The organism is Shewanella sp. UCD-KL12, assembly GCF_001957125.1.
GTDB lineage: Bacteria > Pseudomonadota > Gammaproteobacteria > Enterobacterales > Shewanellaceae > Shewanella.
This window is the reverse complement of sequence record NZ_MPHJ01000007.1, coordinates 84,519-97,630: the sequence shown is the minus strand read 5'-3', so window position 1 is coordinate 97,630 and position 13,112 is coordinate 84,519. Positions and strand designations below refer to the sequence as shown.

11 protein-coding genes are annotated in these 13,112 nt (G+C 43.3%); 3 read left to right on the top strand and 8 right to left on the bottom strand.

The genetic code is table 11. From position 1 onward, the window contains the following. Positions 1–123: 123 nt before the first annotated feature. The 6 genes from BM736_RS13975 to BM736_RS13950 are packed head-to-tail and all read right to left on the bottom strand — an operon-like array spanning position 124 to position 5,822. Complete coding sequence (locus tag BM736_RS13975) at positions 124–351, bottom strand: hypothetical protein (protein WP_076413240.1); 228 nt, start codon at positions 349–351, stop codon at positions 124–126. Then, positions 352–1,098 carry a DNA-binding protein gene (locus BM736_RS13970; RefSeq protein ID WP_076413237.1) on the bottom strand — a complete coding sequence of 249 codons (747 nt, stop codon included), beginning with the start codon at positions 1,096–1,098 and terminating at the stop codon, positions 352–354. Then, positions 1,098–1,643, bottom strand: a complete 546-nt coding sequence (locus BM736_RS13965; RefSeq protein WP_076413235.1) for a core component of ECF transporter — start codon at positions 1,641–1,643, stop codon at positions 1,098–1,100. The genes BM736_RS13970 and BM736_RS13965 overlap by 1 nt, the downstream gene beginning before the upstream one ends. 20 nt (positions 1,644–1,663) lie before the next feature. After that, entirely contained in the window at positions 1,664–2,335 is a 672-nt protein-coding gene (locus BM736_RS13960; RefSeq protein WP_076413233.1) for a CbiQ family ECF transporter T component, read from the bottom strand. Between the two features lie 20 nt (positions 2,336–2,355). Continuing rightward, the gene (locus BM736_RS13955; RefSeq protein ID WP_076413230.1) at positions 2,356–3,717 is read right to left on the bottom strand and encodes an ABC transporter ATP-binding protein; all 1,362 of its coding nucleotides are present in this window, start codon (positions 3,715–3,717) and stop codon (positions 2,356–2,358) included. A 20-nt stretch (positions 3,718–3,737) separates the two neighbouring features. After that, on the bottom strand, positions 3,738–5,822 hold the full coding sequence (locus BM736_RS13950; RefSeq protein ID WP_076413228.1) for a TonB-dependent siderophore receptor: 2,085 nt from the start codon (positions 5,820–5,822) through the stop codon (positions 3,738–3,740). A 404-nt stretch (positions 5,823–6,226) separates the two neighbouring features. Here BM736_RS13950 and BM736_RS13945 point away from each other — a divergent pair, with 404 nt between their 5' ends. Continuing rightward, on the top strand, positions 6,227–7,570 hold the full coding sequence (locus BM736_RS13945; protein WP_076413520.1) for an isochorismate synthase MenF: 1,344 nt from the start codon (positions 6,227–6,229) through the stop codon (positions 7,568–7,570). 41 nt (positions 7,571–7,611) lie between these two features. Here the strand turns inward: BM736_RS13945 and BM736_RS13940 are convergent, their stop codons facing one another. Then, positions 7,612–8,358, bottom strand: coding sequence for an ABC transporter substrate-binding protein (locus BM736_RS13940; protein WP_083700195.1), 747 nt, complete (start codon positions 8,356–8,358; stop codon positions 7,612–7,614). A 362-nt stretch (positions 8,359–8,720) separates the two neighbouring features. Between BM736_RS13940 and BM736_RS13935 the strand changes: the two genes are divergently transcribed. Continuing rightward, positions 8,721–9,365 (top strand): 7-cyano-7-deazaguanine/7-aminomethyl-7-deazaguanine transporter, encoded by a 645-nt coding sequence (locus tag BM736_RS13935; protein WP_076413226.1) that lies wholly within the window; start codon positions 8,721–8,723, stop codon positions 9,363–9,365. Between the two features lie 109 nt (positions 9,366–9,474). After that, positions 9,475–9,933: a hypothetical protein gene (locus tag BM736_RS13930; protein ID WP_076413224.1), complete on the top strand. Its 459-nt coding sequence runs from the start codon at positions 9,475–9,477 to the stop codon at positions 9,931–9,933. Between the two features lie 1,064 nt (positions 9,934–10,997). Here BM736_RS13930 and BM736_RS13925 read toward each other — a convergent pair. After that, complete coding sequence (locus tag BM736_RS13925; protein WP_076413219.1) at positions 10,998–13,112, bottom strand: ATP-binding protein; 2,115 nt, start codon at positions 13,110–13,112, stop codon at positions 10,998–11,000.

Here is a 13,112-nt window from a genome sequence, read left to right as displayed (position 1 = left end):
CCCAGAATAACTAAATCACCACTTTAAAATAGTAATAACAGATCCAACAGACATAAAAACATACTGCAAACATATCCAACATTTAAGTAATGCACGGGGATTTATAATGAGTCACATGAATAGCTATGACTTAACTCTAAGTTGAATGCACTCTAACCCATTGGCTATCCAACGCCTTTTCATACAGTTAAAACACGATAAGCTTATATCGTCTGTCTGTTCATCCTCATCATCAGGCATAAACTTCTGACACATTAATGCAGCTTGTCGAGCAGCTGAATAATCCTCACTATCAGATTTGAACTGTAGAACATCGCCATTAATCTCAAACCAAGGTAAAAGTTGTTGCATCTAATACTCCTTCAAGTGCTGTTTAAGTGCATTACACCAACGACCTTCGCTGCTATAGACCAGTAGCGAGAACTTATGATCCCAATAGATAGCTTTTACTTTGTCAGTCAAAAACAGACTTTCATCAGCACCAAGCTGTTTCCCACAGGTAGAGACAACACAATCGAGTCCTGTTTGGCGCAAAAATGCCTCTACGTTGAGAGGGCTAACACCCGACTTTTCAAACTGAATCTGACCTTTCACGCGCCCATCCATACCATACAGACGTAAACCGAGCCCGGCTAAGGCTCCAATAACGCCCTGACCCGTTCCGCCATGCTCAGTTAAACTAATACCGAGTTGCTCAGCTAACAGATAAGCTTGTTGTTTTGTTTTGACCTCTGATTTAGCCTCACGGCCAAATTCAATTAATGCTTGCTGATGATAATCAGCAGTAAGATCTAAGATAGCCAAACCTGGGTCCGACGCCTCAGCTGATTGTTCAAGTAAGTGGGCAACCGCAATGGACTTAATCTCGTCGAAGCTTTTACTCGAATCTAGCTTAAAACACATAGCACTATTGTGTGAGGTATAGGGAATATCTGGGTGAACAAAGAGTTGATGGCGAGTCACCATAGGAATAGCTTGTTGAGCATCATCACTAAGCAAACCCGCTATCTCTTCGGCTATCTCTCCTGTCCCTTTAGTACCGATATCATCGGTATCATCGATACAGATCAACCAAGGTTTTTTATCAGAGTTTTGCATTACACTTTTCCATTACTATTGATTAAATCATGGGACTTTAAACGCTCAAGCACAGAGGGCACGATTGTCGCTGCGAGTACAGTAAAGAAGCCCCCTTTGAGCATGCTCAAACTAAATTGAACCATGGCCACTTCTAATGTCATGCCAACGAGGAGATCTTCCACCCAACCTTTTACTGCCCAAGCAAAACAGCCGACCAAGCCAACGAGGATGCATCGCCACCTCAGCGTAAATAACCCTGCAAACACGATTAAGCTAAGATCCATCGCCAGTGCTGGCAGCGCAAACTTAATTAAGATCAGTGGCCCGCCTTTGCCTACCCCTAAAGTCATGGCCACTATCCCAGCTAACATGCCACAACTTGTTATCGCTCCTAAGCGACCGACAACGCCATAGCAGATCAGATAGAAGAAGGTCATCAGAAACATGGAGTGGCCAGATAAACCAAGCTTAAGGCGTAGCATGCTTTTCATCACCACCAGCAAGGTCGCACAAAAACCAATAAAAAGAGCATCCTGAAGCCTAAAATCGCAGATTTTTCTCATAGTGTCTTATCTCTTGTTTACTAAAACTTCCAGTAGGTGGGTTTGTCATTTGTACCGTAATACCTAAACTGCGCGGCTGTAGCCATCTGCTTAGAAAGCTTTAGAAGTTGAATCAATAAAGGTAAAAGCACGCAGCTAACTAGCTCATGCCAGTTTCTAGGATCTCTGAGTGCCTTTGGCGTAATACGCGCCCCACGAAGACATTGGGCTTGATAAATATCCCTCATCTCTTTGCCCATTAAGGGTAATAAGCCAATAGAAGCGGTGATAACAAAAGCCCACTTAGCAGGCAGTATCCACGTGAGTACACGACCTATTTTTTCAGGTGCACAAGTCACTGAAAGCCACCAGCCTGGTATAAAAGCAAGGAGCACTCTTAGTACTGCAAGCAAACCTTGTAACATCTGCTCTTGGCCATGTAATAGATAGTAAAGCGCCATAGTGATCGCTAACTGCACACTAAATACCTTAACCAGTACAGTGACGCTTCCTTTGCGATATACCCCATGTAAAACCAAGACGAAATTACAAGCGCACAAGGTCATCAGGAACCGATCGGGCAGCATAAATGCTGAGCTTGATAGCAGGAGCACTAAAATCAGAGAAGCACTCGTAAATGTCCCCTCATAACGGCTAGCGGGATGAACTCCACAGCTCAAGTGATGGCTATGCCTGCTACCTCTAGAATGCATATACACGCTTTAGCAAACATTCAGCCCACATTGACTGACTCCTCTATCGATGCTTGATCAAATAGCTCACCATCAGCGATCCGCCAATACCGAGAAACTGGCGTATGGGGCAGTAACCTATGGCTGGTAAGTAAAATAGAGGTGCCCTGCTGACTTAACCTAATGAGCAGTTGCCAAACTCGACAGGTGTAGATCTGATCAAGGCCTGCAAACGGGTCATCGAGCAATAACACCTTAGGCTTGAACGCACAGATGGATGCCAGTGCCACTAGATGTTGTTGACCATAGGAGAGAGTATGAGGTGAGTGATCTTTTAGATGCTCTAGTCCAATTTCAACCAATAAGCTTTCAGCATTTTCAAGTGGCAAACTAAATCGCTTTAAACTAAATCTAAGCTCCTCTATGACAGATGACTCAAACAGCTGACGGTTCGGACGTTGAAATAGAAAACCTAACTCAGCGCCATACAGTCCTAACTTAGGCTTAAGCCCCATTAAGGTGATTGGTAAGCTAGCCACGCCTTGCTGTATACCCGCAATACTTTTAAGTAGGCTACTTTTTCCTGTGCCATTATCCCCCACCACAGCGACTATCTCGCCACTGTGTAAGGCTAAACTTTTACGGGATCGAAACAGCGGGTCTTCATGTTCAAAGCGATACTCTAATGGCGGTATTTCTAGGTGAGTCTCGTCAATCGCAGGCGTTACAGCACAGGCAAATTTAATTGTATTTGCCCTATAGCACCCAGGCAGCAGCTTGCCTTTGTCTAATTGCCAAAAGTGATCAACCAGTTCAATAAATGCTGAAGGGTTATGCTCAACGAGTATGATCGCAACGCCTTCATGTTTCAGCGCTTGCAGGGCTTTAATAAGCTCAGCAACACCGATATCATCAAGTTGCGCCCACGGCTCATCTAACAGTAATAGGCCTGGGTTAAAGACCAGTTGAGCCGCAAGCATCAAGCGATATTTTTGCCCTAATGACAAAGACTCAATTGGCATATCTAAACTAATAAAGAGCCCAACCCGCCTTAATGCATGCCTAACTTTGTCATACATACTCTGTGGAGGGACAGCTAAGTTCTCTAATGCAAAAGCAACTTCAGCACCTACACTTTGGCGAATAAGCTGAGCGTTAGGGTCTTGCATCACTAGGCCGATCATCAAGGCTTCAGATACCACAAGCCCCCCTTCGTAGGGCCTAGATACCCCCCCCATAATGATACTAAGCAGCGTAGACTTACCTGAGCCTGTCGGGCCATTGATACAATGTGCCTCGCCCTCTTTCACCGTTATAGACACGCCGTCTAAAATGGCTCTACCTTCACAGTGATAACGAAAGCTCAACTCATCGATTTTAAGTAAATCTACACGCTTATTCATAACCAGCCCTCTGAGAAACGCTATATTTGCCAGTTAATGCCTACAAATACCTGACGCCCAGCCTGAGGGATCCCTTCACTCTGGTAATAGTTTTCATCTAGCAGGTTGGTTGCTCTTAAATACAGTTCCAGGTTGTCATCTAAAATTGGCTGGGCAAGGTTTAGATCTAACAAGGTATAGTCCTCTACACTCTGCTCAACCCATAACTTTTCATTACCCACTTTCTCTTCCACGTAAAAGACCTGCCCCATGATGCGCTCAAGGTTCACGTTAATACGCAGTGCAAAAGGAAGTTCATATTCAGCCTGTAGGCGGAACTGATGCCTAGGGCGGTACTCTAGTGTCTGCATGCCATCGCTTGCGCCAACCTCTTCGGTATCTAAGAAGCTATAGGCGAATGTAACTGATAGCTCATCGATTGATTGGTTCGTTAATGCTAAATCGACCCCTTTAAACTGATATTGCCCCATGTTTTGGTATACGCCAGTGAGGTCTTTAGCGATATAGTTTTCAGCATCGGTATAATAGCCAGCCACATTGAGCGATGTATCAGCTCCCATCTCCTGCACAATACCCAGCTCAAAATGCTGAGATACCTCGGCTACCAGTTCATCATTTCCAGATGACTGAGAATAAAGGTTCCTCATTGAGGGGAAGCGCACTTTTCTCGCCACACCCGCATTTAGCTTTGTCTGCTGAAATAGCTGCCAATAGCCAGAGACTTGACCCGAATAATCAGCCTCAGAGTCACTTACACGATCTTGTTGATGATAAGCAGCCCCCAGGGTGACACCATAATCACTAGGGCTTTGATATTGATACTCTGTCGCTACTGTGTATAACCAAGCTGAGTCATCGAAATTATTATTCGAATTTCCTCCGCCGTTTCCACCACCGTTACCGCCGCCGTTATCGCCATTGCCGCCTCCTGAGCCTCCTCCATTGCCACCGCCAGAACCATTACCAAAAGTCACTGAGCTAGATTTATCAGAGAAACTCTCTGATACTGACTGCCAGCTTTGGTTCTCAGCAATCAATGCACTGGTTAAAAGGCCCACCTCTGCAAAGTCACTAATAAACTGCAGATTACCGCCCTGAATGGTTGAACGCCCATCCTGACTTTGTTTCAATTTACTGTAGCTATCATCCTTATATTGGTTTTCCAATACATCGCTTTGGTTGTGATAGCCAAAACCTCTGAGCGTAAACCTCTCATTAAATCGGTGTGCCATACCCAACTGGAATGTTTGCGACTGGTAATCATCGACACGCTCAAACTTAATGCTGCCACTGCCCGTTCCATCTCTTGATGGTTTGCCCCACTCACCTGAACGAAGACTTGCGTTTGCAGTGATCTGGGTATCATCAGATAACCAATAACTTCCCTGGGCATAGATATTATCAATGGTCTTATCGGAGTTATTTCTAACATCTCCCTGCTGAATATCATTCTCAGGGTAATCAGAAGAAAGGGGGAATCCGTCTGTTTGCTGATGAGAAACTGACACTAGACCTTGCCAATTATCTCCAGATCCTGCGGCACTGATATCACCGTTGAATACCCCATGTTCAGCCGCTTCTAGCTTTCCTGAGAGTAGTGGTGAATTGTCACCTTGCTTGGTAATTATATTTATCACACCACCAGCGCCACCTGGACCATATAAAACTGAGGTCGGGCCGACTGAAACTTCGACAGATGCTATTTGACTGGTTGGAATAACACTGGGATCAAACTGACCATCCTCAGCGCCATTGGCTGGAACACCATTAATCAGTAAGGTGACATGCCGCGTTTTGAACCCTCTAATATCAACCCTAGGTGTACCTTGAGCACCAGTTCGGACATATAAACCTGGCACGTTTTTCAACACTTGATCTAAGCTCTGAGCACCTAAAGCTTTAATTTCGTCCTCATTAATGCTCCAGTGTGTTGTTGATGCCTCGGTAGCTGTCGCTCTCTCTCCATGTACAACAATCACCTCACTGATGTTAAGGATTGCATCTCTTTCTATTGCTGCATCGGCATAAGCAAAGTTCAGCCCACTCGCTGCCGACATTGCTACAGCTAAAGCTGATATTTTGATGACTTTTCTCTGTTGTTTCATTTCTGCCTAGATCCTAAGGAGCACTTAATAGCGAGTATTCTCGATATTCGCCCTATTCCAGCAAGCGACAGAAAGCAAAAAACAAACCTATGTCGAGTTATTTAGACATCGTCTGTAACTTAGGGCACCCAATACAGACAAAAAGTCCCAAGCGGATACAGGTAAAGACAAAATTACTCACCATTTTTATGAGTAACTTATTGAATACTTATTTATAAATTGTCGAATTTAAGCTCAAGTTCACAGCTTGAAAGCCAACAACTTGACAGTTTTTACCTTGACCATTAATTTATGGTAAAGATTCTTATTAGCAACTAATCTGAGATTGAAAGTGGGAGCTAACCTTTCCGCTATAGATAGATTCGTTTTTACTGTTCTGTACGGAGTTTTCATTGGCTGCCATAATGCTGTCTCAGGCTATCTCAACACTTACCGATAAGCTTCAACAACTGAATTTTCAATCACATAGTGATCCTATTATTCAATTGTCTGTGGCTGTCAAAGCTATGCCTGTTATTGCCTGGTTAGCCGCTCAACCTATCTACCCTAGGATCTATTGGAAAGGCCGTGACACCGAAGAGGAGGTCTCAGCCATAGGTAGCTGTAAGGACTTCTTCTATGAAGAGGAGATAGATGACAATCAACTCTCTATGGAGTATCAGGCGCAAAGGGCTCTGACAAATAACCAGGAAGTACGCTATTACGGCGGTGTCGCTTTCGATAGAACCACTGAATGCTGGCCTGAATTTGGCCGTGCTCGCTTTGTTCTTCCTAGAATAGAGTTAAGACGAAGTGGCAATGATTACAAATTATTGGTAAACCTTAACTGCGAAAATTGCAGTGAGTCTGAACGTGCTCTCGCTATTGAAGCATTAGCAAGCTTAGCGTCGCCCACCCCTTTACCTCCGCCAAATAAAGTGAACTTATTAGGCCGAAGTGATAGACCCGATCGTTACCACTGGACTGAGCTCGTCAACAAGGTCACTCACCCAAAATTTATCAAAGACACCCCTAAGGTGGTGTTATCTCGTCTTACTCAGCTAGAGATAAATGAAGAGGTTAACCCTTGGATGCTACTTGCCTGCTGGCAAGGCCGTAACCCAAACAGTTTTCAATTTGGTTTTCAGTTTAGCCCCGATAGAACATTTATCTCCTGTACCCCAGAGAGGCTATATCGTCGCTGTCAGCGTGAGCTTTTCACTGAGGCATTAGCGGGAACAACGACTCGAGGGCTTAATCAGGAAGAGGATGAGCAGCTTGCTCAACAGCTTTTAGATGACACAAAAAATAGCCATGAAAACCAGCTTGTAAGGCAACACATTGTCGATGCACTTACGCCATTAAGTAACTATGTTGGCGCAGAGAAGCTCGCAAAGGTATTTAAACTTAGCCATATTCAACACCTACACCGCGCTATTCGTGCAGAGCTAAAACCTGGGGTCGATGACTTTCAGCTCCTTTTAGCTCTTCACCCAACACCTGCCGTCGGTGGACTGCCAAAAGAGCCAGCAATGAGCTTTATTCGTCAGCGCGAAGGTTATGCTCGAGGCTGGTATGCCGGCGCATGTGGCTACTTTAATAAGTATGAAAGTGAATTTGCAGTAGCAATTCGCAGTGCACTGATTGAGCCTGGCCGTATCAACTTATTTGCAGGTGCTGGCATTGTTTCAGGCTCTGAAGCTGACGCTGAGTGGGTGGAGTTAGAAAATAAACTCACTACGATTTTATCTATTCTTACTGAGCTATAGCTAAGCTCTGCATAAAAAGTGCGGAGTTTGAACCCTGTAAACTATTTCCCATTGAGCCTGTCTGCGCCCTCTCCAACATAGACTTTAAACAGTTTGTCTAACTCTCCACTTTCAACAAGCTGTTCGAGTCTTTTATCGAAGTGTGTCTTTAAGTTCTTACCTGAGCTGTTGTTACTAAACACAAAGTAAACCTCTAAACTAAACACATTCTCGACGATGACAAACTGTCTTGGATGACTTAATTCTGCGACTTTTGCTAGCATCGCCGGCTTATAGTCCAATACGGCATCTATCCTGCCTTGATTAACCCTGTTCAGCAGATCGAGTAAGTTAACACTCTCCTCGTAATACATAGGCACAGCAATAAGCTCATCGAAACGATACTCCAACAGTGCCTGCACCTTTTTATAGGCTAAGCTCTCCACCCCTTGCCACATTGCCGCTAACTCTGGCGTTAAAGCGATATCAACGCTATCAACTTCAATCGGCTGCTCGCTATAAAGCGAAGCTGAGCTATCAGCAGGATAGAAACCTAACGCCATATCTACTTTTTGATTTGCAATGAGATATCTCACCCGAGAAAATGGCACAAACTCAATCTCTAGCTGCCATTCAGGCTCTGGAAAAATCTGCTTAAGCGCATCGAAATAAAAGCCACTACCATCAAGGTTGGTATACCCAACCCAATTATCAGTAGCAATTTTAACTAACGTCGGTGCTGCAATAATTTGCACAGGCATACAACAAAATAGCAGTACGGCAATGCCACGAAACAGTTTATGGTTCATTAGGGTCACTTCTATTAAGCAGAGCGTCATCTTAATAACGCTCTCCTCTACGAGTAAGAGAGGCTTTGAGCTTCTCAATAAATCACTATCTAATAAGTTTAGAACAGGCTTGCATGAATATAGAGCGACCACACCTTCTTTTTAAAGGCACCTTGGGAAAATCGACGTAAAACCAAGTAATCAAAACTGCAGAATTAGGCTTGCTTGAAAAATAAACCCCTTTATAATGTGCCGCCCCTACAGGGGTAAACAATAATAATGATCACAAGGTATGCCGCTTAATATTATGAGCTGTATATCATCTATTTATCAGCGGGTTCCCTCACCCCGCGCTTCTCAACCACCACTAAAAAGGCCACAAGATGTTAACGTTAACACCAGCGCAGATTAAGCGTGCGCTATTGCTGCTTGTCAGCTTCCATATATTGATTATTTGTGCCAGTAACTATCTGGTTCAACTACCTTTCCAAATATTTGGCTTTCACACTACCTGGGGAGCATTTAGCTTTCCGTTTGTCTATCTCGCCACAGATCTAACTGTACGAATTTTTGGTCAAAGTGCAGCAAGGCGAATTATTTTTAGGGCGATGATACCTGCATTGGTGATCTCCTATTTGATGGGCGTCATGTTCCACCAAGCAGCTTTTCAGGGAGTCGCTGCACTCGCTGAGTTTAACAGTTTTGTATTCAGAATAGCCTTTGCGAGCTTCGCTGCTTATCTCATTGGCCAGCTAATGGATATCACCGTTTTTTCCAAGCTTAGAAACACGCAATCATGGTGGGTTGCACCAGCCGCTTCAACGGTTATTGGTAACTTGGTTGATACCTTAGTGTTTTTCTCACTGGCATTTTACGCATCAACAGATAGCTTTATGGCGCAGCACTGGCCAGAGATAGCCAGTGTCGACTATGGCTTTAAACTCATCGTTAGCTTGTGTCTATTTCTACCCGCTTATGGTGTATTACTTAAAATATTAGAGCAGAAGATAGTTAACCCAGCGCCCTAAAAGCGCTAAGAATCCCAACCAACTGGCCTGACCAGTCGTTTTGTACTATGATAGCGGCACTCAAAATTAACAATGAGATGCCGCTTTAACGGTATCAACTAGAGGCTTTATGTATACCGTTACTATCAAGCAGATCACAGATATCCAAGACAGTATCATTGATGAGGTTATCGCTGTTTGTGCTCAAATCCCTGAATTTGATAAGCCCTACTCACAGAGCGAATATCAAACTCGCCTACAGAACAGCACTGTCCTACTTCAGTATATCTATGTAGAAGATGAGCTTGCAGGTTTTAAACTGGGTTATTCCACGCAAAATAACCACTTCTATAGCTGGTTAGGTGGAATTTTACCTGATTTCAGAAAACTGGGATTAGCCGAGCTGCTACTAAAAGACCAAGAGTTGTGGGTATCAGCTCAAGGGTTTGCTGCAATAGAAGTTAAAACACTCAACCGTTTTGGCGCTATGTTAAGCATGCTCGTTAAGCATAGCTATGAGATCATGTCAGTCGATACCAACAAGCACTCTACATCATTAAATAAGCTTTACTTACAGAAGCTTATATAAAGTCTGGTGTTGTTATTGAAATTTTAAGTAATAATCGTGGAAAAAAGCTTGCAAGCACAAATGATAATGATTATTATTTACATGCGTTCCAAGAACTCACTCTACAAAGCTAAGGTAAGCACTTCATCTCTGTTTTCATTAGCCAACTATTTAATTAACTCTACTAAGGGTTAACTAAATAGAAACGTTAAGCGGGTTTCGCATAGCACGACATTGCTCACACACTCTTATAGCCGGGATACTCTTATCCCGGTATTTTTTTGTCTCCAGTTTATCAAGTTCTCAGGGCCATCTAAGCAGATACATCCCTTAGAAAGAAAAACAGACTCAATATAAAACAAGTAAAAGCAATAACTTAAATAAGGGTAAAAATAAAAAGATAAATATTCTATAAAAATGTACAAAAAATAGTTGCAAGACCAAATGATAATGATTACTATTTGCATGCGTTCCAAGAACTCACTCTACAAAGCTAAGGTAAGCACTTCATCTCTGTTTTCATTAGCCAACTATTTAATTAACTCTGCTCAAGGGTTAACTAAATAGAAACGTTAAGCGGGTTTCGCATAGCACGACATTGCTCACACACTCTTATAGCCGGGATACTCTAATCCCGGTATTTTTTTGCCTTGAATTTTCTTATCTCTTATCTCTTATCTCTTATCTCTTATCTCTTATCTCTTATCTCTTATCTCTTATCTAGATTAATTGCTCTCAACAACTAAAAATACAACCCATTGAATTACATTGACAAATAGCCTAATTATGTCTCTTTACAATACAAACGATAAAAAACAGTTGCACCCCTTAATGATAATAATTACTATTTGCATGCGTTCCAAGAACTCTTTCTTACTTATGTGATTCGCCTTTGTTTCATGTCTTAGGTTTATATTTAAGTTGAGTTTCGCAAGCACGACATTGCTCACACACTCTTTATAGCCTAGATACTTTTTCTAGGCTTTTTTTTGTCTAAATTTATATCAAATTCTAAGCAGACCCCATAAAAAAACCACTAACTGATGTAGTGGTTTTTATCGATGAGAATGAGCGGTGATTCCTAGTTAAGGCGCATTGAAGTGCAAACCTTCATAAGGTGTATCAGTCTGCTCCTCTTTGGCCTTGTGGTATAGACCAATGGTAAATAGCGTGCCTTTACCTAATGTAGAACTCACCTCTATGGTGCCGCCAATACGCTTAATGATGCCGTAGCTTAGTGATAACCCTAAGCCGGTACCATCCTTTCTGGTTGTATAGAAGGGGTCAAAAATACGCCCTAGTTGCTCCTGAGGGATACCTTTACCTTCATCTTCAATCTCAATCTTAACGCCAATCGGCTCATCCATATGCACCCAGTCATAGGTACGGATCCAAATTCGTCCCTTCTCGTCCATAGCGTGGGCTGCATTAACCACGAGGTTAATTAAGACTTGCAGCAGTTGAGGACGATTTACCTCTATCGGATAGCTAGCATTAAGCTCTTGATTCAATACAACCTGTTGCTCCTGAATAGAGTGACGGACAAGCACCAGCATCTCCTCAATAATCGGAGTAAGTTGGTGCATCTCTAATGGTGCGTTAAACTCACCAGGTCGGCTGTATTGCAGCAAGCTACGAATAATCGTGCTAATGCGTCCTACCTGCTGAATAACGAGGTCTATCTCCTCTTCGACAGCATCAGCATTGTCGCCGAGTTCATATTTAAGCAGCTCCATGTTCCCTAAGATCACTGCCGTAGGGTTATTGATCTCATGGGCGATACCTGCGGTTAACTCACCGAGCGCGGTTAACTTTTCATTGGTCACTAACTGCTGTCGAGTTTCATTAAGCAGCGCCACGTTGTTTTGTAACTCTTCGGTTTTCTCCTGCAGGCTACGTGTTCGCTCCTCAACTTTCACTTCAAGTTGCTCCGATGCAGCCTGAATTTGAGAGTTTCTACGCTGAAGCAGATCTAGCATGCGGTCGAACTGTTCCGCTAGGTTTGAAAGCTCATTTTCCCGCTCTAATCCAAGCGAACCAATACGCAAGTTTCGACCAGATTGAACCGCTTTTACTACATGATGAATTCGCTCAATCGGCTGCAGTAAGCTATATGCACCGCGATAAACCAACAAACCAGAGACCAGCAGCACCAACATTAAAATGGTACCCAGCTCGATAATATTCAGCAGATAGTTGTGGATAAATGGCGACTCAGAGAAACCTGTGTAGATCATACCAATCCGCTTGCCCTGAATATCAACCAGTGGAGAGTAAGCAGAGATAAACCAATCATTAAATACAAAGGCACGATCAACCCAAAGCAAGCCTTGAGATAACACTTTCTGTTTCACCTCTTCCGATACCAGGCTACCTAGAGCACGCCCTTGTGTTTCGTCACCTTGGGGGAAGAAATGTAAAGGTACATTGGTACTAATACGAATATTATCAAGAAAGATAGTCACAGTACCGATAGAGCGTTCAGGCAAGGTGCCTTTGTCGTATACAAGATCGCGAATATGGTCAACAATTCGGATATCTCGGTTAAACAGTATGCCACCGTCAAGATACCAAGCGACATTACCATCCGCATCAGGGATCGGTAAGATACTCCGGCTGAGTAGGCCTCTATCCTCTACTGTTTTTAATGGCTTTTGCGATCTGGGAGTTTCAACCAGTGGAATACTCGCCACTGCCACCATCTCAGGATCAATTCTTGCCAGCCTTTTAGGCCCTAATACCATTAAACCTGAGAAAGCTGAGCTTCCGTTGACTTTAGGCAACATAAACCGCAGATCGGGATCGGCAGCCGCCTCAGCGACACTGACCAAACGTAGAAAGTCTAAGTTGAGTGATTGCTTCTGCTGCTCTAAAAAATCCTCTATCGGCTTTCGCGCAGTCACTGAGGTATCAAACTGCCTAAACTCATTTTGAAACTCCCATGAGCTCATGACTAACTCTAGCTGTTTCTCTTGGCTATGCTGTACCGATACTAAGGTGTTATTAGCCACAGTAAGGTCAGCTTTAACCTTCATAAATAGCTGCTTACCGGTATAGCTAATATTCCAGTAGATAGTGATAAACACTAAGCTGACTAAAGTGAGCAAGATAGGTAACAGAGTTAAGATTAATATGCGATAGCGAACTTTGGCCTGCATCTGCTGCCAATTAACACCAAAGACTCGAGGGAAAAATGACAC